General features: G+C 59.5%; 23 protein-coding genes. 13 read left to right on the plus strand and 10 right to left on the minus strand.

All coding sequences use genetic code 11. From position 1 onward, the window contains the following. Window positions 1-152 precede the first annotated feature (152 nt). The 9 genes from P3T24_RS38150 (at window position 153) to P3T24_RS38190 (ending at window position 8783) form a co-directional block, all read left to right on the plus strand. On the plus strand, window positions 153-1022 hold the full coding sequence (locus P3T24_RS38150; RefSeq protein WP_074267312.1) for an ABC transporter permease subunit: 870 nt from the start codon (window positions 153-155) through the stop codon (window positions 1020-1022). Between the two features lie 9 nt (window positions 1023-1031). After that, a complete protein-coding gene (locus P3T24_RS38155; protein ID WP_429441838.1) occupies window positions 1032-2102 on the plus strand; it encodes an ABC transporter permease subunit in 1071 nt (356 codons plus the stop codon). Continuing rightward, window positions 2099-2809, plus strand: coding sequence for an ATP-binding cassette domain-containing protein (locus P3T24_RS38160; protein ID WP_429441840.1), 711 nt, complete (start codon window positions 2099-2101; stop codon window positions 2807-2809). Before P3T24_RS38155 ends, P3T24_RS38160 begins: the two co-directional genes overlap by 4 nt. Then, window positions 2806-3513, plus strand: coding sequence for an ABC transporter ATP-binding protein (locus P3T24_RS38165; protein WP_429441842.1), 708 nt, complete (start codon window positions 2806-2808; stop codon window positions 3511-3513). The genes P3T24_RS38160 and P3T24_RS38165 overlap by 4 nt, the downstream gene beginning before the upstream one ends. 13 nt (window positions 3514-3526) lie before the next feature. Next, complete coding sequence (locus tag P3T24_RS38170; protein ID WP_074267308.1) at window positions 3527-4513, plus strand: acetamidase/formamidase family protein; 987 nt, start codon at window positions 3527-3529, stop codon at window positions 4511-4513. A 77-nt stretch (window positions 4514-4590) separates the two neighbouring features. Beyond that, window positions 4591-5745: a transporter substrate-binding domain-containing protein gene (locus P3T24_RS38175; RefSeq protein ID WP_429441844.1), complete on the plus strand. Its 1155-nt coding sequence runs from the start codon at window positions 4591-4593 to the stop codon at window positions 5743-5745. A gap of 1 nt (window position 5746) precedes the next feature. Then, the gene (locus P3T24_RS38180; RefSeq protein WP_429410444.1) at window positions 5747-6397 is read left to right on the plus strand and encodes an ANTAR domain-containing response regulator; all 651 of its coding nucleotides are present in this window, start codon (window positions 5747-5749) and stop codon (window positions 6395-6397) included. Window positions 6398-6444: 47 nt separating this feature from the next. Continuing rightward, entirely contained in the window at window positions 6445-7209 is a 765-nt protein-coding gene (locus P3T24_RS38185; RefSeq protein ID WP_074267305.1) for an SDR family NAD(P)-dependent oxidoreductase, read from the plus strand. A 29-nt stretch (window positions 7210-7238) separates the two neighbouring features. After that, a complete protein-coding gene (locus tag P3T24_RS38190) occupies window positions 7239-8783 on the plus strand; it encodes an amidase (RefSeq protein ID WP_429441846.1) in 1545 nt (514 codons plus the stop codon). Window positions 8784-8791: 8 nt separating this feature from the next. Here P3T24_RS38190 and P3T24_RS38195 read toward each other — a convergent pair whose 3' ends face one another. The 4 genes from P3T24_RS38195 to P3T24_RS38210 all read right to left on the minus strand — a co-directional run bounded on the left by P3T24_RS38195 (window position 8792) and on the right by P3T24_RS38210 (window position 14514). Next, window positions 8792-11374: an ATP-binding response regulator gene (locus P3T24_RS38195; RefSeq protein WP_429441848.1), complete on the minus strand. Its 2583-nt coding sequence runs from the start codon at window positions 11372-11374 to the stop codon at window positions 8792-8794. Window positions 11375-11403: 29 nt separating this feature from the next. After that, window positions 11404-12441: a 3-oxoacyl-ACP synthase III family protein gene (locus P3T24_RS38200; RefSeq protein ID WP_429410438.1), complete on the minus strand. Its 1038-nt coding sequence runs from the start codon at window positions 12439-12441 to the stop codon at window positions 11404-11406. A 213-nt stretch (window positions 12442-12654) separates the two neighbouring features. Beyond that, window positions 12655-13593 carry an alpha/beta fold hydrolase gene (locus P3T24_RS38205; protein WP_429441850.1) on the minus strand — a complete coding sequence of 313 codons (939 nt, stop codon included), beginning with the start codon at window positions 13591-13593 and terminating at the stop codon, window positions 12655-12657. A 195-nt stretch (window positions 13594-13788) separates the two neighbouring features. Next, entirely contained in the window at window positions 13789-14514 is a 726-nt protein-coding gene (locus P3T24_RS38210; RefSeq protein ID WP_429441852.1) for an SDR family NAD(P)-dependent oxidoreductase, read from the minus strand. A gap of 219 nt (window positions 14515-14733) precedes the next feature. Here P3T24_RS38210 and P3T24_RS38215 point away from each other — a divergent pair, with 219 nt between their 5' ends. Beyond that, the gene (locus P3T24_RS38215) at window positions 14734-15330 is read left to right on the plus strand and encodes a TetR/AcrR family transcriptional regulator (RefSeq protein WP_074267299.1); all 597 of its coding nucleotides are present in this window, start codon (window positions 14734-14736) and stop codon (window positions 15328-15330) included. Between the two features lie 89 nt (window positions 15331-15419). Here the strand turns inward: P3T24_RS38215 and P3T24_RS38220 are convergent, their stop codons facing one another. From P3T24_RS38220 to P3T24_RS38230, 3 genes are read right to left on the minus strand one after another with little or no spacing between them, the layout of a single operon-like run. Then, window positions 15420-15725: a hypothetical protein gene (locus tag P3T24_RS38220; RefSeq protein WP_429441853.1), complete on the minus strand. Its 306-nt coding sequence runs from the start codon at window positions 15723-15725 to the stop codon at window positions 15420-15422. Between the two features lie 12 nt (window positions 15726-15737). Beyond that, window positions 15738-16589 carry an aldo/keto reductase gene (locus P3T24_RS38225; protein ID WP_429441855.1) on the minus strand — a complete coding sequence of 284 codons (852 nt, stop codon included), beginning with the start codon at window positions 16587-16589 and terminating at the stop codon, window positions 15738-15740. Window positions 16590-16632: 43 nt separating this feature from the next. Continuing rightward, window positions 16633-16797: a hypothetical protein gene (locus tag P3T24_RS38230; protein WP_167379409.1), complete on the minus strand. Its 165-nt coding sequence runs from the start codon at window positions 16795-16797 to the stop codon at window positions 16633-16635. Window positions 16798-16953: 156 nt separating this feature from the next. Here P3T24_RS38230 and P3T24_RS38235 point away from each other — a divergent pair, with 156 nt between their 5' ends. Next, window positions 16954-17925, plus strand: coding sequence for a LysR family transcriptional regulator (locus P3T24_RS38235; RefSeq protein WP_429441857.1), 972 nt, complete (start codon window positions 16954-16956; stop codon window positions 17923-17925). A 363-nt stretch (window positions 17926-18288) separates the two neighbouring features. On the opposite strand, the gene P3T24_RS38240 is transcribed toward P3T24_RS38235, so the two are convergent. After that, entirely contained in the window at window positions 18289-18558 is a 270-nt protein-coding gene (locus tag P3T24_RS38240; RefSeq protein ID WP_429441859.1) for a hypothetical protein, read from the minus strand. Between the two features lie 100 nt (window positions 18559-18658). Beyond that, a complete protein-coding gene (locus tag P3T24_RS38245) occupies window positions 18659-19897 on the minus strand; it encodes an MFS transporter (RefSeq protein WP_429441861.1) in 1239 nt (412 codons plus the stop codon). 194 nt (window positions 19898-20091) lie between these two features. Here P3T24_RS38245 and P3T24_RS38250 point away from each other — a divergent pair, with 194 nt between their 5' ends. Continuing rightward, window positions 20092-22749, plus strand: coding sequence for an ATP-binding protein (locus tag P3T24_RS38250; RefSeq protein ID WP_429441863.1), 2658 nt, complete (start codon window positions 20092-20094; stop codon window positions 22747-22749). Between the two features lie 20 nt (window positions 22750-22769). Here the strand turns inward: P3T24_RS38250 and P3T24_RS38255 are convergent, their stop codons facing one another. Continuing rightward, a complete protein-coding gene (locus tag P3T24_RS38255; protein WP_429410419.1) occupies window positions 22770-23708 on the minus strand; it encodes a LysR family transcriptional regulator in 939 nt (312 codons plus the stop codon). A gap of 166 nt (window positions 23709-23874) precedes the next feature. On the opposite strand from P3T24_RS38255, the gene P3T24_RS38260 reads away from it, so the two are divergent. Continuing rightward, entirely contained in the window at window positions 23875-25083 is a 1209-nt protein-coding gene (locus tag P3T24_RS38260) for an MFS transporter (RefSeq protein WP_429441865.1), read from the plus strand. Window positions 25084-25233: the final 150 nt, after the last annotated feature.

Below are 25233 nucleotides of genomic sequence, written 5' to 3' on the forward strand. Positions count from 1 at the left end.
CGGGCGCGGCGCTGTGCGGTCGCGATCCCCCCAACCCCCCGACCCCCCCCCCCCCCCCGCCCTACAACCCCCCCCCCCGCGGGTTGTTGGGGGGGGGGGGGGGGGGGCGGGCGCCCCCCCCCCCCCCCCCCGCTCCTGAACGTGGAGCATGCATGGCCACCTTATCGGTTCTCTATTCGCTCATCTATCAGTTCGGCGACAGCTTTGCCTATCTGGTGCTCGCGGCGCTCGGCCTCGCGGTGATCTTCGGCATGATGGGCGTCATCAATCTCGCGCATGGCGAATTCATCATGTGCGGCGCGTACGTCACGATCATTGCGGCCAAGCGCGGCGTGCCCTTACCTCTCGCGATGCTGCTTGGCGCGATCGCGGCGGCACTGGCTGGCGTCGTGATCGAGCGGCTTGTCATCCGTCATCTGTATGACCGTCTGTTCGATTCCGTCGTGGCGACGTGGGCCATCAGCCTCATCGTTCAGCAGACCATGCTGCTGGTCGCCGGTCCCTCGCTTGAAGGCATCAGCACGCCGTTCGGGTCGTTCTCGCTTGGCGAGTACTCCTTTTCGACGTATCGCGCCGTGCTGCCCGGCATCGCGCTGGCGATACTGTTCGGCCTCTATCTGCTGTTCTTCAAGACCAATTACGGCGTTTGTGCACGCGCGACGATCCTGAACGCCAAGATGGCGCAATGTCTCGGCCTGCGCACCGACCGGCTTTATACATTGACCTTCGCGCTCGGCGCGGGCCTCGCGGGCCTCACCGGTGCGCTCTATGCCCCGACCATGACAGCGGTACCGACAATGGGCAGCAACTTCATCGTGCAGGCCTTCGTATCGGTGGTCGTCGGTGGCGCCAACGTGATCGCAGGAACGACGCCGGCCGCCGCTGTGCTCGCCGTCATCCAGACCGCGCTCACTGCCTCCTACGGTCAACTGTTCGGACAGATCGGGCTGCTGGTCACGGTCATCGTCGTGATCCGGCTGATGCCGCAAGGTCTCGGCAATCTCTTCACCCGCTTGCGCTAGGAGGCAGAAGTGAAGCAAACGAAGCTGCCTTCGACGAGCATCACGACGCGCGCGCTGCCTTACGTGCCGTGGCTCGTGGCGCTCGGCCTGCCGCTCGTGGTCGATGCGAACACAAGCGGCAATCTCGCCTACTGCCTGCTTTGGGCATTCAGCGCGGTCGGGCTCGCCGCGATGTGGGGCTACGGGGGCATCCTGTCATTCGGGCAAACCGCCTTCTTCGGACTGTCGGGCTATAGCTACGGCATCTTCACGTTGAACTACGGCGATACGTGGCTCGAATCATGGCTGGGTCTGGGCGCAGGGCTGGTGGTGAGCGTCGTCGTCGCGGCGCTGATCGGCTACATGATTTTCTACGGCCGCATCAAGGGTGTTTTCATCGGCATCGTCACGCTGTCGGTAACGCTCGTGCTCGAAACCTTCATGTCGCAGACTGCAGGCCCGCAATGGGCGATCGGCGAAGCGCGGCTGAACGGCTACAACGGCATGGGCGGCATGCCGCAACTGACCATTCCATGGCCGGGCGGCCCGCTCACGCTGGAAAACGCGAGCTTCTATTACCTCGTGGTGATCCTGCTGATCGTGGTTTATGCCGCGATGCGCAAGCTGCTCAACGGCACGTTCGGTCTAACCCTCATCGCCATTCGCGAGAATCCACAGCGTGCGGAGATGCTGGGCGTCGATATCCGCCGTCATCAATGGCTCGTGTTCGTGCTCGGCTGCACGCTGGGTGGATTGTCGGGCGCGCTCTACACGATCTGGGGCTCCTACATCACACCGTCGACGATGGGTCTCACTGCCGCCGCGATGCCCGTCATCTGGGTTGCAACGTCGGGCAGGAAAAGCATAGGCGCAGCCATTCTCGGCACGGCGCTGCTCGTCTGGCTTTCGCAAAACCTCGCTGTATACGGCAGCCAGTACGCGTTGATTCTGCTCGGCGCGATTCTGCTGATCGTCGTGCTGGGCGCGCCCGAAGGACTGCTGCCGTTCGTCACGCGGCATCTGCGGCGTGTCTCCAGCCGCGCGCATGACGGTGCGCGCCATCGGAGCGCACGCCTCAAGCAGGAGGAAGGCAAGTCATGACCACGCTACTGGAAACGCGCGGACTCAGAAAGCATTTCGGTGGCGCACATGTCATCAACGGAATCGACTTCAGGATCGATGCGGGCGAGATTCGCTGTGTGATCGGGCCGAACGGCGCGGGCAAGAGTACCTTCTTCAAGCTGATCACCGGGGAGCATCGGCCGTCGGAGGGCAGCGTGATGTTTCTCGGCGAGGACATGAGTCATGTGCTGCCGCACGAGCGCATCCGCATGGGCATGAGCATCAAGTTCCAGATTCCGGGCGTGTTCCCGGACCTGAGCGTGCGCCAGCATCTGCAATTGTCGCTGCATCGCGCGAAGGACGACCGGCCCAAAAGCCTCGACGAGCTCTTGCAGCGCTTCATGCTGGAGAGCGAGGAACATGTCCTCGCGCGCAATCTGTCGCATGGCAAGAAGCAGTGGCTCGAAATTGCCATGGCCGTGTCGCTGCGCCCGAAGTTGCTGTTTCTCGATGAACCCGTAGCAGGCATGTCGGTCGAGGAGACGCACGCGACCGGAGAACTCATTAAACGTCTGTCGGCAGCCGGTCTCACGATGATGGTCGTCGAACACGACATGACTTTCGTCAAGCAGATCGCTTCACGCGTCACGGTGCTGCACGGCGGCCGTGTGCTCGCGGACGGCCCGCTCGACGAGATCCTCGCGTGCGACGATGTCGCCGAAGTCTATCTGGGGAAGAGGAAATGAGCGCGTTGTTCGAGGTATCAGGCGTAGAGGCAGGTTACGGCGGCGGACGCGTGCTCAACAGTGTGTCGTTCAGCGTCGGCAGAGGCGAGGTGCTCGCGTTGATCGGGCGCAACGGCGTTGGCAAGACCACGTTGATGCGCGCGTTGATTGGCCTCATCACGCTCGATGCGGGTGAAATCACGCTTGACGGCGATGCGATCGGCCACCGGAAACCCTACCTTCGCGCGCAGCAAGGCATGGGCTACGTGCCGCAAGGACGCGAGATTTTCGGCGCGTTGACCGTCGCCGAAAACCTTCAGGTCGGCGCACAGGCGAATCGCGCACAGGCGGCGCGAATGAGAGAGAAAGTCGTCGGCTACTTTCCGGTTCTGAAGCAGCGCTACGAGCAGAAAGCGGGAACCATGAGCGGCGGCGAACAGCAGCAACTGGCAATCGCGCGCGCGCTCATCGGCTCGCCGAAGGTGCTGCTACTCGACGAGCCATCGGAAGGCATTCAGCCTTCCATCGTCGATCTGATCGGCGAGACGCTACAGCAGATCGCGCGCGAAACGGGCATCGGTGTTGTGCTGGTCGAGCAGGACATGGGCATGGTCGAACGCATCGCGACGCGCTGCTGCGTGATGGACAAGGGCCGTATCGTCGAGACATTAACCCCCGCGCAACTCGGGGACGAACACCTGATTCGCCAGTATCTGGCACTGTAACGGAGAACAGCACATGAAATGGCTTGAAGAATCGATCATGATGAAGCGCGGAGTGGGCGCTGATCGTGAACCGGTGGAGCATCATCTTACTGAGGAGCTGCAGAAGACGTATCACTACACCATCGGGCCGTATTCGCAGCCGGTGCTGCACGTCAAGCCGGGCGACCGCATCGTGGTCGAAACCCGCGACGCATTCGAAGGCAAGATCAAGGAGGAGACCGACAAGCCATCGCAAGTTTTACAGGTGCCATTTCTTAATCCGCAGAACGGCCCGATCATGATCGAAGGAGCGGAGAAAGGTGACGTAGTCGCTGTGTACATCGAAAAGATGGCGCCGCGCGGTGACGATCCGCACGGCTTCTGCTGCATGATCCCGAACTTCGGCGGACTGACCGGCACCGACTACACTGCCCTGCTCAACGAGCCGTTGCCGGAAATCGTGCGCAAGATCAAGATCGACGAAGAGAATGTGTACTGGAGCAAACGCAATACGCTTCCGTACAAGCCGCATATCGGCACGTTGAGTCTTTCGCCCGAGATCGATTCCATCAATTCGCTCACGCCCGACAATCACGGCGGCAACATGGACGTTCCCGATATGGGGCCGGGCAGCATCACGTATCTGCCGGTGCGCTCGCCTGGCGGGCGGCTCTTCATCGGCGATGCGCACGCCTGCCAGGGTGACGGCGAAGTCTGCGGCACAGCCGTCGAGTATCAGAGCACGACGACGGTGCGCGTCGATCTCATCAAGAACTGGCAGATCGCCTGGCCACGTCTCGAGAACGAGGATGCGCTGATGAGCATTGGCAGCGCGCGGCCGCTGGAGGACGCGACGCGCATCGCCTATCGCGAGCTGGTGCTGTGGATGGCTGCGGAATATGGCTTCGACAAATGGGACGCGTACATGATGCTCAGTCAGGTCGGCAAGGTTCGCCTTGGCAATTTTGTCGATCCAAAATACACCGTTGGCGCGATGGTCGCGAAGCACTACCTGAAATAAAGCGTCAAGCAGCAAGAATCAAGGCAGATCAAAGCGCGGGGCACCCGCCCTGCGCGCTTTCGAGAGTGCATCACGAAATGGCTTTGTCCGATGTCATCCGAGTGGGCCTTCTTTGCTCTACGAGCGGCTCGACTGCGTTGCTCGAGCAGTCACAGTGGCGCGGTGCGTCCCTCGCCATCGAGGAGATCAACGCGAACGGCGGCGTCGGCGGCCGCGAACTCGTCGCCCTGCACTACGACCCCGCCTCTGACCCGGCTGCATTTCGTGAACTTGCCGAGCGGCTGATCCTGCAGGACGGTGTCAACGTCATCTTTGGCGGATACACCTCGACGAGCCGCAAGGCCATGCTGCCCGTTGTGGAAAAGCATAACCGGCTGCTGATCTATTCTCAGCAGTACGAAGGCTTCGAATACTCGGACAACATCATCTATAGCGGCGCTTCGCCGAATCAGAACGGCGTGCAGCTTGCCGATTTCATGACGGAAGCCTATGGTGCGCGTGTCTATTTCATCGGTTCGCGCTACGTCTACCCCTATGAATGCAATCGCACCATGCAGGAGCTCCTGCTTCAGCATCCTGAAGGTGCGATTCTCGGTGAGCGTTACCTTCCGCTCGACGCCACGCGCGATCAGTTCGCGCAGGTCGTAGCGGACATCAGGCGCAAGTCGCCAGACTGGATCTTCAGCACGGTCATCGGTGCGACCGTGCCCTATCTCTACGACGCCTACGCACACGCGGATCTCGATCCGTCCCGTATGCCCATCGGCAGCCTCAATACCTCCGAGACCGAGATTCACGCGATGGAACGCGGCATCGCGGCGGGGCATTACACGGCGGCGCCCTATTTCCAGAGCATCGACACACCGGAGAATCATCGCGCGGTGCGGCGCCATCAGTCGCGCTTCGGCGCGGACACGCCCACCGACATGAACTGGGAGGCCGCGTACTATCAGATGCATATGTTTGCGGAGGCATGCGTGCGCGCAGGCTCCGATGAGATCGGCACTATCATGCCGCATCTGCTCGGCTCGGAATTTACTGCACCGCAAGGCCGGGTACGCATCGATCCGGTCAATCATCACATGGCGCTTTATCCGCGCATTGGCCGCGCCAATGCGGACGGCCAGTTCACCATTCTGCGCGAATCGAAGTTCGCGGTCGGTCCCGATCCGTATATGACGCGTCAGACGCTCGGAGACTGGGTCACGAAGTTAAGCACGCGGGACTATTGACGTGAACACGCGAGCCGACAGAGGGCAGCGCAGCCTCACGAGTTCGATCCTCGAGCGCATTGCGCGCGTGGTCGTTTTCCATCCGGATGACGGCGACGGCCAGACGCTCATGAACCATCTGCGGCGCATGGGCTTTCAGGTGGAGCGAAGCTGGCCGCCGACGGACACGCTACCCGAGCAGACCGACCTCGTGTTTCGCGCGTTGCTGCCGGAAGAGCGCGCGCCGAAGAACGAGTGGTCGGGGCCCGATGCACCGCCTGTCATCTGTGTGGTGAGCTATGAGAATCCGACCTTCATCGATCAGGCCATCAAGATGGGTTCGGACGGAATCGTGACGACGCCAATTCGCGCATCGGGGCTGCTCTCCACTGTGGTAATGGCGCTGTATCACGCGAAGCGCGTGCGTCAGCACGCCCAGCGCATCGCCCGGCTCGAACAGAAGCTGCTCGACAGCCGGCATCTGCAGGAAGCGAAAGAAATTCTGATGTCCATGCACCACGTGAGCGAACGCGAGGCGTACGACATGCTCCGCGCGCAGGCGATGGAGAAGCGCGTGACCGTCGACGATATCTGTCACTCCGTCATTCAGGCGGGCGAGGTGTTACAGATCGCTCGTGGCGTGGCATCGGAGCCGGGGCGCGAGAAGGATTGAATGCGCCGTCAAAACGTTATTCATCGATAGGCAAAGGAGCGACCAGCATGGACCTGCAACTGAAGGGCCTGAAGGCAATTGTGACCGGCGGCACCAAGGGCATTGGTCTCGCGATCGCGCGCACATTGGCCGCAGAAGGCGCGGAAGTCGCCATCTGTGCGCGCGACGAGGCCAGCGTCAAGTCGACCGCTAGCGCATTGCAGGAACTGAGCGGCGCACGCGCGTCGGGTACGGCTGTCGATGTATCGGATGGCGCGGCGCTGAAGGCGTGGGTCGGGCGCGTAGGTTCCGAGTGGGGCGGACTCGATATCGTCGTGGCCAATGTAAGCGCACTCGCAATCGGTAACGACATCGAATCCTGGCGCAAGGAGTTCGAGACGGATCTGCTCGGCACCGTCAACCTCGTGGATGCCGCCATGCCGTTTCTTGAGGTGAGCAAGGCCGCGTCGATCGTCGCCATATCGAGCGTCTCCGGACGCGAGATCGATTTCGCCGCGGGGCCGTACGGCGTGTTCAAGGCCGCGCTTGTTCACTACATGCAGGGGCTCGCGAATCAGCTAGCATCAAAGGGCATTCGCGCGAATACCGTATCGCCCGGCAATGTGTATTTCGAAGGCGGCGTGTGGGACTGGATCGAGCATAACAATCCGACGCTGTTCGAAACCGCTCTGGCATTGAATCCAACCGGACGCATGGGCAGGCCGCAGGAAATAGCCAATGCAGTGGCATTCATCGCGAGTCCGGCGGCGAGTTTCGTCAGCGGCTCGAACATCGTCGTCGATGGTGCGCTGACGCGTGGCGTACAGCTCTGAGGAGCGCGTCGACTCAACAGGAGCATTGAATGGAACAAGGTAAAGCGATGAACATCGATCTGGAAAATCTGACGGTCGAGGCCGTGCAGGCTGCGTTTGCGGCCGGAAGTTTCAGCGCCGAGCAACTGGCCCGGGCCTGCTTCGACAGGATCGAGCGCTACAACGCGAAATACAACGCGCTGATCTTCCTGAATCCGGCCGCCATAGAAGATGCCCGAAGAATCGACGAGCGACGTGCCGCCGGCGAGCGGCTGGGTCCGCTCGCCGGCGTGCCGGTCGTCATCAAGGACCCGATGGACATGGCCGGATTCCCTACCACGGCGGGATGGGCAAAGCTGTACAGCAAGAAAGGCGGTATCGATCTGTTGCCCGAGCGCGATTCGCCGGTTGTCGCACGCATGCGGCGTGCAGGCGCCATTCTGCTTGGCAAGACGAATGTTCCCGTGTTGAGCCATACCGGCACGCATGCGAACGACAGCTGGGCGGGACCGACAATCAATGTGGTGATGCCCGAACGGGCACCTGGAGGCAGCAGTGCGGGGACGGCCTCGGCGGTGGCGTCCGCCATGGCGGTTCTGGGGCTCGCCGAAGAAACCGGTGGGTCGATCCAAAACCCCGCGTCGGCACAGGACCTCGTCGGCATCAAGCCGACCATCGGACTGGTGCCGAACGCCGGCGTGGTGCCACTTTCGGCCAATCGGGATGTGGTGGGGCCCATCGCCCGAAACGTGAGAGACGCCGCGCTGTGCCTCGACATTCTCGCGGGATATTCGAGCGAAGACCCGAAGACGCTCGCCAGCGTCGGACGGCAGCCCGAAGGCGGCTATGCCGCGGGACTGGACCGGAATGCGCTGGCGGGCAAGCGCATCGGTCTATACGGTCCGGGATGGCGCGCCCAACCGCTTTCCGATGAAGCCGCGGCGCTGTACGAGCGAGTCAAGGGCGAACTGGCCGCGCTCGGCGCGACCCTGATCGACGATCCGTTCGAAGGTTCGGGGTTCGCCGAATTGCGGCAGCCGACCCCGCCGCTTTCGAACTTCGATGCACGGGGTCTCGAGTCGATTCCTTACGATATCGAGAAATATCTGGAGCGGCTCGGCAAGCATGCACCGCTGAAGACCTTCGCGGCATTCGCCGAAGCAACCAAAGACGAAGACGCTTTTGGACCGGATGGCGTGCTGCACTATTTGCATAACCTCGCAGATTTCAAGGCGGCGCTGGCCGATCCCTCGTTGCCGCCCGAGATGCCTGAGTTCGTCGCACTGAAGGCGCGCTATCTGCGCATCTTCGAAACGGTCATGGCGGAGCATCGTCTCGATGCACTCGTCTTTCCGCAAATGCGATGCGAGCTTCCTCCGCTTCACGGCAAGAGCACGATCCAGGAAACGACAGTGGGCGAGATCAATATCGCGGGGCTGCCCGGCATCGCAGTGCCGGCGGGTTATTACGAGTCGGGATCGCCATTTGGACTGATCTTCGTCGGCCGCCAGTGGGATGAGGCGGCGCTGCTTGGATATGCCTATGCGTATGAAAATGGCACGAACCACCGGAAGGTGCCGCACCTCGCGACCTGAGTGGCGAGCTATCTGCTACGCGGCAACCTCGGATAGCTCCGACGCGCTTTTACCGCGTCAAAATACGTCTCAAGCGCCTCGGCTGAGCGGTCACTCAACGAGCAGATTCGCGCGAGCCAATCGCCCTCGGCGAAAACCTCGGCGTCCAACAGTCGTTCATAGATCGGTCGCGTGAACTGATGCAACGCCGTTGCGCCGATGTTGCCACTAACACCGAGAAGCAGATGCAGGGCATCATGTGCGGACCCAACGTCGCCGTCAGCAACGCTGGCAGCAAGTCGCGTCACCGTCGAGCGCATCTGGTCAATGCCGCTGCGCAACGTCTTGTTCAGCAGATCGAGCGTCACCAGTTCTTCAAGATGTTTTTCGTCGAGCAGCGGGATTTCCTCGATCGGTGCAAAACTGTAGACCGGTGCTTTTGGCTCCGGGACCGCATCTGCCACCAGTGACGCGCGCAGAGCACGTTGCCGGGCAAACTGCCGCGAGAGAGCGGCGTATAGCGCACCGACCTGGACGGGCTTGACCATGACCTCGTTCATGCCCGCAATCAGGCATGCCTGCGCGGCTTTGATGTCGGATTGGCTAGTCAATGCAATGATAGGAACGTTCGCGTACGAGTCGGTGCGAGTGCGAATCGATTTCGTGGCCTCCAGGCCACCCATTCCCGGCATGTGCATGTCGATCACGATGGCATCAATGGCGCTGTGCTCCTGCAACCGGGACAGCACCGCGTGTCCATGTTCGGCTTCGACGACATTGGCGCCGCAACGCTCCAGGTAGCCCTTGGCCACGAGCCTGCTATAGGTATCGTCGTCTGCCACCAGAATCGTTTTGCCGGAGAACTCGTCGAAGGCGTGGGTCGGACGGTGCCGGTTACCGTTTTCCATGAGCGACTGGAGCGCGCCGATCAGTTCCGTCATGCTGCTGGATTTGCTGATGATGTCGTCCATGCCGGCTCTACGGGCGAGGACGCGAGCAACATTGCCAGGCTCCGCCGTATAGCCGACGATCAAAACACTGGCCCCATTCGGGTGTTCGCCGTCAGCGCGAATTTTCTCCGTGGTTGTGTAGCCATCCAGAACCGGCATATTGATATCCATCAATATGAGGTCAAAGGGCCATGCCCCCTCCCGAAAAATGGCTAGGGCCAGTTGCCCGTTTTCCGCTTCGGTCATCTGTGCACTGACCTTTGACAACGCGCGCCGGACCCTTGCCCGTTGAGTCGGGTCGTCGTCTACGACGAGGACACGCTTGCCTTCCAGAATGGGCTTGGCACGCTCAAAAATTCCGCGCTCGTGTTCGCTAACGTCACGGTCGGAAACCACAGGGAATTGCAGCGTGAATTCTGTAAAACTACCCACTTCCGAACGGCAGCTGATTGTGCCGCCGAATGCTCGCATCGCCCGCTGGCAGTAGGCGAGCCCCAGGCCCGTGCCTGCGGAATTTCCGGCCGTCCGGAAGGGTTCAAAAAGATGCGGAAGGATGTCTCGCGAGATGCCGGAACCCGTGTCATGGACAACGACCGCATGCTTGTCTACCGTGACCGTGAGGGTCGCGGCTGGACGTGCGGCTATGTGGTGGAGGGCATTTTTGATCAGATTGAACAGCGTGAAGAGATAGACGGTTTCGTCGATCTTGAAGGTGAAATCCTCCGACACCACAAGTTTTACCTTGCTGCGCTCGGTGTCATCGTCGAAGCCGTATTCGTCGAGCGCTTTTCGGGTGATGACTCCCGCGCGCAGATAGACAAGGCTGTCCGAGCTTATAGGCTTTGCACTGACTTCGTCCAATGTCATCGCGATGATGCGCATGCCACGTTCGATGGTTAGTTGACCATGAGCGAGATGGCGATAAAGCGAGGCCACACTCTCAGGAGACAAGCCCGATGACGTTGTGGATTCGGCGGTGGCAGGCAGTGCGTCTTCAACACGATCCAGGACGTGCCTCAGTTGGCTGAGCGGATTGCGCATTTCGTGGGCAATCGTACCCGCAAGCGCCTGAAGTGCCCCGGCTTTCGCCTGCGCAGCGATCCCCTTCATGTTGCTGTAGCTGAACGTCAGGCCTGCACCAATGCCAAACGTAAAAATTGGGAAATACGTGTATATAAAAAGATGCGTGTCCAGATAAAGCGATTGCGGAATCAAAACCCGCGCGCATAGCACCGCCAGGCCAATTCCCACAATAAGGTTTAGTGACAATGCCGCGAATGAAGGAAACAGGACGATCAGGAAAAATATCATCCCCAGCTCGGCCATTGACCAAAGCGTCGAATAATGATTGGCGATCAGGTAATACGTGAAAAAAAACGGCAGCGTGTAAGCCACCGTTACGAAGTAGTACCATGACAGAAAGCGTGCCACTGAAACGGGCCAGAGGCGCCGTAAAAGCAATAAAGCACAGGCGACCATGCCGAAAATCCGCATCGGCAGACTTTCAAATGGTTGAGGATCGACGAAGGTCCACCATAGCCAATAGGCAGGATGCCCGATCGTGCCAATTACACCAACCGCAAGGATATTGTAATCAGACACGCTCGCGGAGTCACAAATCCTCCGTTTGAGATAGCGAATGCTTCCTGAAATGGCTTTCATGTCGTTCTTTGTGTTTGACCGGCCCAGTCTCAGAATCTAAAGCTACTAGCGTTGAATGACATCCCTGCGCTGCCGACCCAGCATAACACCCGGTCGCCCCGCTTCAGTTGACCGCTCTCCTTGGCGAGAGAAATGGCTGCCGGGATCGAGGCCGACACGAGGTTCCCGGTATCAGGATAGATGTGGTACATCTTGTCGTCGATTCCGGCTTTTTCCCCGTAAGCATGCCACGCTGCCTTGGACGATGCGTGCGTGAACACGATGTCGATGTCTTTCTTCGGAGTGGGTAGTTTAGCCAAAACCGTCGTCAGTTCATCGGAGTTCTTGTGCAACTCATGACCGAACGATGTAAAACGCATTTCGCCATTTTTGCCGATGCGTTCTGTCGGATGACAAAACTCTTCGTAGCCCGGGATTGGGATCGTGCAAAGGTCCGAAATTCCCGGTTTCGCGCGAAAGGCAAAGCTGAAATTATCCGGCTCCTTCGCAACGAGCAGTGTGGCAGTCGCAGCCTCACCGATCGTGAACGACGGCAACGTATATTCGATCTGGTCCTTATTTTTCAACGCAAAATTCCCCGGATAGAGTGGACCACCCGCCAGCATGTTGAACTCGGCATTCACAATCATGGCGTTTCTGTACTGACCGGACTTGAAGAGGCTGTCGATAATTGCCATTGCTCTTGTCCAGCTCATACAGGCGTCAACTACATCGAAACATTCGGCATTTACGAACCCGAGCGTACTGGCCATCATGTGACTGTTGCCAGGTTCCAGAAATCCTCGCCCGATGCCGACAAAAATAAACAGCTCGATATGCTCCGGATTCAAATACGTTTCCGATAGTACCTTGCGCGTGGCCATTGCAACATGATCGATCGGGCTTTCGTGGCTTGCGCACCAGCGCCGATGGACCAATCCACTTCTATCGAGCAAAGTCTTGATGGTACGTGTAGCCCTATCGATATCGCCTTCGTATTCCGTTGAATGGAAACGAATCATATCGACAACTTCATCATTCGTCACGACTCTGGATGGCAGGCTGACAGCTACATTTTTGATAAGCATAAAAAGTCCATGAAAAGTGTATTTCGGTGAGTGAAAGTACGTTCAGCGCCAATAGCGCGCGGGCACCGAACTTCCGGTGCCCGGCCTTTGCGGCGCTGGTACCTTACCGCGCCCACCGTGTGTTACAAATATCTCGGGCTTTCGATGCTGTTTTTAGAAACCGCTTGAGGCTTGTGCTGCGATGCTATGGGAGGCGTGACGTGCCTGATCTGGCTAGAGCACTCGACCGAGGAAGTCGTGCATCCGCCTGGCGATCTCCTCACTCTTATCGGCCAGCGCGCAATGACCGCTGTCTGTCAAATGGATCTCGGCGGCGGGCACGACTTCGCGATACCGCAACTGACTCTCGGTCGGAAACAGGATGTCGTTTTTCCCGCTAACGACCAGCGTCGGCGGTTTTTGCGCGCGCAGGTAGTCCTGGGCACTCTTGAGTGCGGGACCATTGGTGCGGATGTCGTAGAGCAGATCGAGCGAAATATCCGCAGCGCCTGGGCGCTGCAGCGAGGAATAGTCGATTTGCCACTGCTCCGGATCGATCATGGACGTATCCTGGACACCGGTAAGATACAGATCACGGATCACGTCGAGGGTTAGATAGTGTTGCCTGACCTTCTCGCGGCTCTCGTCTGTACCGTCTTTCCAATACGGCACGAGTGGCCCGAACCATGGGCTCGCTCCCAGGAAGAGCGGATTGTTTTGCGCGACCAGCGCTCTCATCCGGTGAGGCGTTTTCAACATCACGCGATATCCGACGAGCCCCCCGAAATCCGTCGCGTACAAAACGTATTGATCGATGCCAACCTTGTCGACGAACTTGCCGATCACCTCGCCGAGCGCGTCGAAGGTATAGGGCGCGTGCGAGCGATCGGGAATATCGCTGTTGCCGAAGCCGGGATAGTCCGGAGCAAAAACATGGAAGTTCGCCGACAACTCACGGATGAGATCGCGAAACATCGCGGATGACGACGGCCAGCCCGGTAGCAGCAGTACGACCGGTGCACCGGGCGCACCTGCTTCACGGTAAAAGATCGAAACTCCGTCGATATCCACCGTGCGGTAGTGGGTCGCAAAAGCCGGCTTGCCAGCAAGCGACGATTTTCCATCCGGGTTGGCGGGCTGGGCTTTGGCCGACGTAGCGGTGGTTACGACCATGGCTGCAGCACCAGCGAGAAGACTTGTTGCAAAGGAACGGCGCGTAATCATAAAGGGCTTGTCCTGCGAGGGTTAAAACAGAACCATCCGTTGTCGCGGCAAAAAATCCCCGTGACCACGTCTGGGGCGCATCAACATCCGCCGATCCAGCCGGCGAATGCTGTTATCGATCCGGCCAACCGATCACCGGGGCATTCAGGCGCCGAGGTGCAGCGAGACGTATTCCAACTTCCGGTTGTCGCTCGACCACAGTTGCTCGACTTGCTGCGCCAGCCGATCGGGGAAGATGTAGGGGTGCCCTTCGGCGATGCCTTTCACGATATTGACGGCGGCATATTCCGGCGTCGCCTTGTCCGGATAAGGCACCTCCTTCGCCAGAACCGTCTCGATCGGTCCGGGATAGATGCCGATAACCGTGACGTTGTCTTTTTCCAGCGTCCCGCGCAGAGACTGGGTGAGAGAATGGAGCGCTGCCTTGGAAGCCGAGTAGCCGGCCATCAAGGGAACGGCCGACAGTCCCACAACGCTGCATATATTCGCGATGGTGCCGGACTTGCGGGCCACGAACTGCGGGGTGAATGCCCGGAGCACGCGAAGGGTGCCGAAGTAGTTCGTCCGCATGTCGTCTTCGAAGGCTTCCCAGTTGTTGCCGAGATAATTGCCGAAGGCCAACGTGCCCGCGTTGTTGACGAGCACGTCCACATCCTGCATTGCGGCGGCAGCCTCGTTGACGGATGCGTCGCTCGTGATATCCAACTGCAGCGGAACGACCCGCGAGTCCCCGAACGACGGTAGCGCTTTCGGATCACGCGCCGTCGCATAGATTTTCGCCACATCGACCTTCAGCAATTCCTTTACGATGGCCGCGCCAATGCCGCGATTGGCGCCGCTTACTAGCACGACCTTGTTCGAAAGAGTCATGATCTTCTCCTGAGTGTTTGATTACCCATTGCCGGGATACGGAAAATCATTCGGCGCGAGCCGAAGATTGACGACGTCTCGCCGGGCGCGCGTCGAGACGAACGCCTGCGTCGCAGATGTAAACGAATTCGTTTACCTGCCGATATTTGTAAACGACGTCGTTTACTTTGTCAACGGAATTTGCTATAAACAGGAGATGGAATTTACGAGGGTGGGGAGATGGAGCAGGAAACGGAAATCGAAGGCAAGAAGCTCGAGATCGTGAAATATGCGTTCGACCGCTTCTACGATGCCGGCTTCCATGCAACGGGAATGGAAGCGGCCCTGGCCGGCAGCGGCATATCCAAGCGCACGCTTTACAAGTATTTCCCGTCGAAAGAGGATCTGATCGCGGCCGTATTGAGGCTCTATGGTGAGGGCGTCGTGCAAGAACTCTTCGATCCGGTCGCGCACATCAGCGACCCGCGCGAGCAGATCATCCAGTTCTTCGACGTACGCAAGATTACCGGCCGGATGCTCACGCGCGGCTGTCTGGGGACGAAGGCGGCACAGGAATATGCCAGGAAGCACGAGGGCATCGTCGAACTTGGCATAGCGGCAAGTTCACGCGGTGAAGTGAAGTTCCTCGAACTGTGCAAGCGGGCGGGCTTTGCCAAACCTCAGCGTCTCGCCAAGCAACTCAACCTGCTTCTTCAGGGCGCGTTGGCGCTCTCGCACGCCTCGGGCGAAACATCGGCGTTTTTGCTGGCCAAGGACGCGGCGGCGGCGATCCTGGAGAACGCGCCTCTGGTGCAGACTACGCGTGCAGGATCGTAGCGTCGGGTCAGGTGGACCGTGTTGGTCGGGCTCCCCGCGAACGGCGGTTCTGGCGAGCCAAAAGACGCTTGCACGCGCTTACGCAATACTCATAGCACCACAAGCGAGCGCAAATCGTAACCGGCAGCCTTGAGTTGCTTTTCAATGCCAATTGCTTCGGCGCGAAGCATTCCGGCTTTTTCCGCATCGCGCTGAAATAGCTCTGCGTCCGTCGCTTGCAGTTGCAGGTCACTCCACTGTGCAGCCATCTGACTTATATCCATGATTTCCCCCACCCGGTTAGAGTGCTTTTGGCACTGGTAATCGCGGCGCTGATGACCGCGATATACATGGTCATCGGAAGAAATCGCGCGGAATTTAGCCCTTACACAAACTATTTCGTGTCCGACGTCCACTCCGATTGCGCGTCAGAGGCCAAGTTTTCGTTCGCTCATCCACTTTACAATCGCCGGGTCGCGATGCGAAAAGAAGCTGCTCGTGCCTGTCTCCAACGTCGCAACGGCCGTCATGTCCTCTTCGGACAACTCGAAGTCGAAGACGGCCAGGTTTTCAAGCATCCGCTCTTTCCGCACGGATTTCGCGAGAGCAACGACGCCGCGCTGAACCAGCCATCGCAGCACGACTTGCCCCACGGTCTTGCCGTGGCGCCCGGCGATCGCTATCAGCCGATCGTTCTGGAACAGGTTGTTCCGTCCTTCGGCGAAGGGCGCCCACGCCTCCGGCTGCACGCCATGCTCGCGCATGAACTCCACGCTCTCGGCCTGCTGGTGAAAGGGGTTGACCTCGATTTGATTGACGGCTGGTGTGACCTCGTTGAAAGCCGAGATGTCCATGAGGCGGTCCGGCTGAAAGTTGCTCAGTCCGATCGCACGCAGCTTGCCGGCGCGATGTGCCTCCTCCATCGCTCGCCACGCGCCGTGAACGTCGGAGAACGGCTGATGGATCAGGAACAGGTCCAGGTAATCCAGATCAAGTCGCTTCAGCGACTTGTCGATGGCCACTCGAGCACGTTCATAGCCAGCGTCCTCTACCCATAGCTTGCTGGTGACGAAAAGCTGGTCGCGGGGGACGCCGCAACGCTTGAGGCCACGCCCGGTCGCCTCCTCGTTCTTGTAGGACGCAGCAGTGTCGATCAGACGATAGCCTGCCTGCACCGCGTCCACGACGCAGCGTTCGCATTCTCTCTCGTCGGCGATCTGGAAGACACCGTAGCCGAGGATCGGCATCTTGATTCCGTTGTTGAGTGTTACGTCTTGCATGTTCGTTCCTTGCTGTTGAAAGTGACGGCGGCATGAGGTCTGCTCAGGACGCGCCGGGCTCCCTGGTCAAGCCGGTCTCGTCGAGCCACTCGTTGGCGAGATTCATCGTTTTGCGCTCCTGATCCGCCTCCATCACGAAACGGACCACTGGTGGCGCGGTCTCTCCCCATATCGGAAAGCCATACGCTCGTGCGAAGACATCATCCACGGCCCTGGTTCGACCCGTGGCCGGACCATGTCCGTTACTTTAGGTGTCGCAGTTTCAAGCGACTAGTGGATTACTCCTTGCACCAGTATCAAGCTCAGATTGATACTGGATGGACCGTGCGACGCGTCCCGACGCACTTCAGCAGAAGAATCGATCATGCCCACGAATGATTTCAAGGCCATCGCGACGTTCGCTAGAGCCGTCGAACTCGGTAGCATCCGGAAGGCCGCGCTGGCCCAGGGTGTCACGCCCCAGTCTGCCAGTCAGGCCATTGCGCAGTTGGAACAGCATCTTGGAGTCCGCCTGTTGCATCGGACGACGCGCAGCCTCGCCCTAACCGAGGAGGGCCAACGGTTCCTGGAGAACACACAGCCCGCCCTGGCTGCGCTGGACAGGGCTCTGGTCCTGGCACGGGAGTCCAAGGATGAGATCGCGGGGCCGCTGCGGATCGTTGGGCCGAAATCGTCGTTCGCCGCCATCCTCATGCCGCTGCTCGACGAGTTCTGTCGGAAGCACCCCGATATCCAGCCCGACGTCCAGCTCGATGACGGTATCGGCAACTGGGTGCTGGATCGCGTCGATGTCGGCTTCAGGATCGGAGCGTCGCCCAGCGAGGGTGTGATCGGTCGGCAACTCTTCGCGATACAGATGATCGTGTGCGCCGCGCCAAGCTATCTGAAAGCGTACGGCGCGCCATCGACACCCGAGGATCTGGCGGCGCATCGCTGCAGCGTGTTCCGGCATCCGGGCACAGGCAAGGTGGCGCCGTGGTACTTGACTGTGGATGGCAAGCTGGAACATCGGCAGATGTCTCCTGCGTTCGCGACGAACGATTCGGAGCTGGAATTGCAAGCCGTGCTCGCGGGGCAAGTCATCGGTCAGCTCGCGAGCTTCTCGGCGGTGACCCACATCCGGGCTGGCCGACTGGAGCCAGTTCTCCTGCAGCATATGAGCGCGCATATCGGTTTGCACGTGTACTACGGAAGCCGGGCTGCTCAGCCCAAGCGAGTACGAGCGTTCCTGGACCTCGCCTTTGCTCGCCTGCTTGATTGCAGCGAATACCTGCTCACTGAGAAAGAGCTAGCCCAGTTTAGGTCGCGATCGAAGCGATACAGCCGCAATGGGTAGTGCGTTGGTTCGTCAACAATAAATTCAGTACTCTCAAATTGAATGGCCGCGATCGGCTGTGAAGCCGTCGTTCACCGTGATCGGTCCACGGTCGGCAACGGGTCCAAGGGAAGTTCGAGGTTGAGTCGGAGAGATCAGCCGTGGGCCGATGATGAGCTTCCGGGTTCGGCCAGGAGCTGCCGCTGACCAATCTGCTCCCAACGACCTATTGAAAGCCGCAAGCGGTCGTTCGGAACGTCGTCGCAGCCAACTCGATCTGTTGCGCACCTCTCTCGCAGCAGTTCATCGAGAAAAATCCGGTAGTACGTGGCGATTCGCTCTCGACAATGGTCCAAGCCCATTGACTTGATGGATCGTGCCTGCCTATCGCACCTGAATCTCGAAATCGACAAGATATCCCGATACTTCTGTACCGTGCGCGTGAACCAGTGCGATAAGCTCTTCCGGCGTAATTTCGACACGCCATTCCCGTTGGCTGCCAGGCTTGCGAATATCTAGTGCGACCAGGAGCACGCTGCGACCATCCGCTGAAGCTTCGAGGCGCATCGTACGGTTAATCGTCTCCGTCTGCGGATCAATTTCCGTCAGTAACGACAACGTGCCATGAGCGCCAGAAAAGTGTGGGGGGGTCATGAATGAAAGTTTCCTGATTCCTTCGAACTGCTACGTTCGTCGGCTCTTACGGGGGAGGCATCCGTTCTATTTCCTGTTGCTTTCGGCCACTGCCGACGTTTCAACTTCGGGTGGCGGCGTAAGCAGCCAGTCTCCCGGAGAAATGGAGAACGAACCCGAGCAACGCCAACGCGCCACCAAATACGCATGCTGCATGCCATCCACCTAGTCGCCAACCGATGCCTGCTCCCCAGGAACCCGCGGCGCCGCCTACGAACATTCCGCTCATGAATAGCGTGTTGAGCCGACTTCTTGCCTCCGGTCGAAGAGCGTAAACCACATGTTGGTTGGAGATGAGAGCCGACTGCTCGCCGAAGTCCAGCAGGATGATGCCGACGACCAGGCCAGCGAGGCTGCCCCAAAGGCCCAGAACCGCGTATGACAGCAACATGATCAGGCAGCCAAGTCCGATAACGACATGGGGTCCACGACGATCGGCGACACGGCCGGCAAGTGGAGCAATCAGAATACCCGCCGCGCCAACGATCCCCATGAGGCCCGCCACGTCAGCCCCCAAGCCGAAGGCCTCATGCAGACGCAATGCCAGAATTGTCCAAAGCCCAATAAAGGAACCGAACATCGCGGCTTGAATACACGTTGCACGGCGCAGTGACCGTTCTTCTCGCCACAACTCGATGAGTGACTTCATGAGACCAAAGTAGCTGTGATTCGTCTTGGGTTCACTGTGTGGGAGTTTGACTAGCAACATGACCCAGATAATGGCGGTCATCGCCGCCCCTAGCCAGAACGTGGCACGCCAGCCCCAATGATCGGCAGTAAATCCGCCAACGGCCCTTCCCAGCAAAATGCCGCAAAGCAGGCCGCTCATCACAGTGCCGACGACCTGGCCACGGCGATTGGATCCGGCGAGTTCTGCAGCGAACGGTACGACTTGTTGGGCAACGGATCCTGAAATACCTACTGCCGCTGAAGCGATTACCAGCAACCAGACATTCGGGGCTGCAGCAAGGCATACCAATGCCACGAACAACACTGCTGCTTGCCCGAGAATCAATTTTCTCCGATCAATCCGGTCTCCCAGAGGTACCAGAAAAAACAGACCGCAGGCGAAACCCAGTTGTGTCGCCGTCGGAACCAGGTTGACGAGGCCAGGCGATCGTGGGAAAGCCTGCTGCAACAGTTCCAGGATCGGCTGGTTGTAGTAAATATTAGCGACGAAGACACCGCAGGCAATCGCCATCACCATCAGCAATGAACTGTCCAGGTGATGTGTTAACCCGGGCTCGTCAGGGGCGGCGGACTGCGCCGGAGATTCGCTACCAGCTGTATTGGGTGACATGTCCAGACTCACGACGTAGTACAGGGACCTTCATCGTGATGCAGCGCACACAAGAAGTCTTTGGCCTACAATTTCAGACGTCTGAAATCCCCGTTGATCCCCGCAATCTTGCGATGTGTCATTAAAAAATGCCTACAGGTACAAAGACTCGCCATGAAAGGCCGTCGAAGGGCCCAGACTCCCGCGACGACGATATGGTTGCATTCGGCCGCTACCAGTTGTTCCCACGTTTGCGGCTACTGTTAAGACACGGCGTACGACTGGACGTAGGTGAGCGTGCGCTGGACGTGCTGGTCCAGCTTGTCAGTACGGCAGGCCAGGTCGTATCCAAGGATTTGCTTCTTTCCCGGATATGGGCGAAGGAAGTCGTCGAGGAAAACAGCTTGCAGGCGCAGATCTCGTCGTTGCGAAAAATCCTGGGGGACGACAGGGACCTGATCGCGACGGAATTTGGCCGGGGCTATCGTTTTACGGGTTCAGTGCAGGCGCATCGGGCTGTCACGTCGTCCATAGGCGCACCTCAAGTACGAGTCGGACTCCCGAACCCACGGTCTCCTTTGATCGGCCGGGTTGAGGAGCTACTGGAATTAAATCGGGTGTTGGCTACCCAAGCGCTATGCACGCTCACAGGCCCTGCCGGCATAGGCAAGACTCGCCTGGCGATAGAGGCCGCGTCAGAATCCAATCGCTATTTTCCCGATGGCGTTTACTTCGCCGACTTGTCGCAACTGAGTGCAGCCTCAGTATCGTCGGCTATTTCGAGCGCGTTGGCGGCGCTTGCTGGAACAGGCGCACAGCTACCGTCTCACCCGGGAAAGGCGCTACTGGTCATCGATAACTGCGAACACGTTGCATCGGCTTGTGCAGCGGCCCTTGAGCGGCTTCTGGAATCCGATCCTCGACTGAGCGTGCTGCTCACCAGCCAGACGCCATTGGGGATGGACGGCGAGCAGGTCTACCGGCTCAGTCCTCTCGCGTTACCTCCGCGCACCGTCAACGCAGCAAACGCAAGAAGCTATAGCGCGGTTGAACTGTTTGTCCGCCGTGTCACTTCCGCGGACTATCATTTCGAGCTTACGGAAAAGAACGTAGAGCAGGTTACGACGTTATGCAGAGCGCTCGATGGAGTTCCACTGGCATTGGAAATCGCCGCAGCTCGCGTGCCATCGCTGGGTCTCGCAGTGGTCACCGAGGATTTAGCCCTTTCATCCAGATTGCTTGCCGCTCAGAAACGCCAGACCCCGTGTCGCCATCGGACTCTTGGTGACGCCTTGCAGTGGAGTTACCAGTTACTCGACTCCGTAGAACAAGCGGTGTTCCAGGAGCTGGCCATCTTCCCTGGCGACTTCACCGTCACTGCCGCAGAACGTATCGTATCCACCAGGCTGGAAAGGCCCACCAGACTGGTTGATGTTCTTTGCAGCCTCGTTGAAAAGTCGCTCATCACGTTGCAGGCCGGAACTCAGCCGATACGCTATCGCTATCTGACCATGCTGCGGGCGTACGCGTTGGAGCAGCTTGCGAACCGCACAGCGGCCGTCACTGAAAAGCATGCCCGCTTTGTTGAAGAATTGGTTTCGCAGGCACAGCGGGAGTGGATGTCGGTACCCACGACACAATGGAAGCGACAATACGAACACCACATTGACGATATCAGGGCCGCTCTTGACTGGTCATTGCTGGATAGTAAGCGCCGTGCCCTGGGACTGCTCATCCTCGCGAACTCCGCCCCATTCTGGATACAGCTATCACTCCACGACGAGTGTCGCCAGAGGATTACGAAGGTGCTGGAAGAAACGAAAATTCCTCCCGTTGAAGAGCACCAGGAGATGATGATTCAGGCCGCATTGGCCACTTCGCTGACCTGGTCGCGCGGACCAGTTCCGGCTAACGGGCGAGCCTGGACCAGGGCCAGCGATCTCGCGCTCCGGCTGGACGACAAGGAAACGCAACTACAGGCTGAATACGGTCTATGGCTTTATCATCTCCGTAGCGGTTGCTACGCACAGGCACTGCGGCATGGGAAAAGCATGGCGGAGTTAGCCGTGAGGCATCGCGATCAGGCAGCACTTCTGACAGCACGTCGCCTGATCGGAACATCTCATCATTTTTTAGGTAATCACGCTGAAGCTTTGATTGAAATCGAGTCCATGCTCGACAGCTATACGCGCGATGAACGTCATGGTTCCCACTTCAGATTCGGAATGGACCAGCGCGTAGCAGGTTGGGCCTTTCTTGCTCGCATTCTGTGGTTAATGGGGAATACGACCAAAGCCCGACGGGCTGCCCAGATCGCTATTGACGAGGCTATGGCACTGGATCACGCCTGCACCTTGTGCTGTGCCCTTGCGGAGGGAGGCTGTACCGTGGCAGCGCTTTCAGGAGACGTAGAAGGAGTCCAGCGTGTGTCGCAGCAGCTCAACCAGGTGGCCGGAAATCACGGCCTGCACTTTTGGGGACTGTATGGTTCGGCTTTTTCACTTTGGGCGAAAGTATTCCAGGACTCCAACGCTGTCTCTTTCCTGGAGCTTCGATCGACGCTGGAGACGCTGCAAGTCCACGGATTTGATCCCGCTTATTCCGTATTCTTAGCCGACTTTGCGAACGCCATGCTGGAACAGGGGCGTACGCGAGAAGCCGCTAGTCTCATTAATGCGCGGCTGGCAGGCGATGCCGCTGGACAACTTTGGAACGCCCCTGAACTTATGAGGATCAAGTCTCGAACGCTATCGGAAAAGAGGTCATCCCAGCAAGCGCCACGGTCGTTGATTTTGCAACAAGCGTTAACGCTGGCACGCGCTCAGGGTGCGAAAGGGTGGGAGCTTAGACTTAAAGACGAACATGTTGCGTAGGCGCCCGGCGCCATGCCGTATCACCCGTTTGCCGCGCCAGGCGCTTCGCCAAAGCGGGACATGCCCACGAGGCTGCTCGTTTCCGTCGCTTCGACCAAGTAGTCAAGGAAGGCCCGCACAGAAGGCGACGTGCGTCGTGCGCGTTCGAAGAGCACATTCACCGGCGCAGGCGTCGTCTCGTAATCCTGAAGGATGCGCCGCAGCCGGCCGCTCTGGATGTCTTCCGCCACTTGCCACGACGGGGTGCGCACGATGCCCGCGCCGTCGATCGCCGCGGCCGTGAGCACGTCGAGCGCGTTGGCCCAGAGGCGGCCCGTAATGCGCGCGGAATGACGAGTGCCAGCGGACTTGAAGCGCCAATCAACGGGGCCGGGCTGGTCGGAGAAAACGAGGCAGTCGTGCTGACGCAGCTCGTCAGGCGAGCAAGGCGTGCCGCGGCGCTCGATATAAGACGGCGCGGCGCAAACGATCATGCGTACGTCGCCGAGCTTGCGTGCCACGAGCGCCGAATCGGGCAGGCGGCCCACACGAATCGCGAGGTGGATGTCTTCCTCGACGAGATTCACGGCGCGGTCGATAAGCAGAAGCTCAACCGCAACAGCGGCATGGCGCGCAAGAAAACAGGGCAAGAGAGGCGCGATGACGGTTCGGCCGAGCAGCGTGGGGGCGGCGATGCGCAAACGGCCCGCCGGCTCGTTGCGGCCTACGCTGAGCAAAGTGCCCACTTCGTCGAGCTCCGCGAGGATCGACTTCGCGCGCTCGAAAAAAAGGCGCCCTTCGTTCGTCAGCGCGATGTGCCGCGTCGTGCGGCGTAGCAGCTGCATGCCGAATTGCGTCTCCAGCGCCGACAAATGGCGACTCACCGAAGTCAGCGACATCGGAATCGCACGGGCCGCGGCAGACAGACTGCCGGCTTCCACCACGCGGACAAACACATTCATCGCGTCGAATCGGTCCATTGGTCACCTTTCCCTAAATCGCAAGAATCATTACCGCTGTACGACCGTACTCCCGAGATCAGGAATAGTCTACATTTCCCTTTGAGCAAACCGCAGAAGCCCGCACGCCAGGTCTCGAATCGAGCGCGTGAGCGCTTCGAACATTTCCGGCAAAGGATGGACGCAGATGAGACAGTCGATCTATTGGGTCATGGCACTCGCAGCCGGGCTCGTCGTCGCCAACAACTATTACAACCAGCCGCTGCTCGTCGATTTCGCGCATACGTTCAGCGCTACCGAAGGTCAGGCCGGTGCAGTTTCCATCGCTGCGCAGGCCGGTTATGCGCTGGGCCTGCTCCTGTTCATTCCACTCGGGGACAAGGTCGAGCTTCGCAAGCTCTTCGCGCTCACATTGGCGGCGGCCGTTGTCGCGCTTGTCGCGATGGCGGCGGCGCCCACGCTGCCCTGGGCCGTAGTGGCAAGCTTTGCCGCGGGCATGGCGAGTGTCGCGCCGCAACTGCTCACGCCTTATGCGGCGAAGATTGCGGGCCCCCGAAACCGCGGCAAGGCCGTCGGAATCGTGATGTTCGGGCTGCTTTGCGGCATCCTCGTCTCTCGCACGGTATCGGGCACGATCGCTGCGCATTTCGGATGGCGCTCTGTCTACGCCTTCGCGGCAGTCGCGATGGTGGGCGTTGCCGTCATGCTTGCGCGCGTGCTCCCGCGTATCGAGCCGACCTTCTCGGGCAGCTATGGGGCGTTGATGCGTTCGCTGTTTGCGTTGCTGCGCGAGGAACCCGTCGTACGGCAGACCGCGTCGATCGCGGCGCTGCAATTCGCTGTATTCAGCGCCTTCTGGACGACGCTCGCGTTTCACCTGCACGCCCTCGACCCCCGTTACGGCAGCGAGACGGCCGGGTTGTTCGGACTCGTCGGCGTCGCCGGCGCGAGCGCGTCCTATGCTGCAGGAAAGCTGACCGATACGCGCGATCCGCGTCATATCATCTTCGCCGCCAGCATTGTCCTCATTGCTTCGTACGTGGTGCTTGCGTGGAAAGGCTCGAGTATCGGCGGGCTAATCGTCGGGGTGATCCTGCTCGACCTCGGCATGCAAAGCTCTCATGTCTCGAACATGGCGCGCAGCCTGGCGGTTGAGAGCACTGCGATGAGCCGTGCCAACACGCTTTACATGACCTGCCGCTTCGCGGGCGGGGCGATCGGTGCGGCGCTTGGCAACTATGCGTGGAGCGTATGGCATTGGCCGGGCGTGTGCGGCGTTGGGCTCGTATTTGCCAGCGCTTCGATGCTGCCGCAGATCATTCCCGCGTCCGGTCGGCGAGTGCCTGCGGCGCAAAGCGAGGCAAGCGCCGACTACAAGAGGCGTGAAGCGCGATAGACGATCGAGTGGCCGCGTCAAACGGATCGCACTTCCTTAGGCGCATGGATGGATCGACCTCTTTTGGTCGCTGTTGGGACATCCCAAGAAGCGAACTGAAGGACCGCTTGGGGTCGAAAGCAAAGCTCCGCGCAATATCGTGGCTGCTCG

This window comes from Paraburkholderia sp. GAS33, from assembly GCF_050436645.1.
Lineage (GTDB): Bacteria > Pseudomonadota > Gammaproteobacteria > Burkholderiales > Burkholderiaceae > Paraburkholderia > Paraburkholderia phenazinium_B.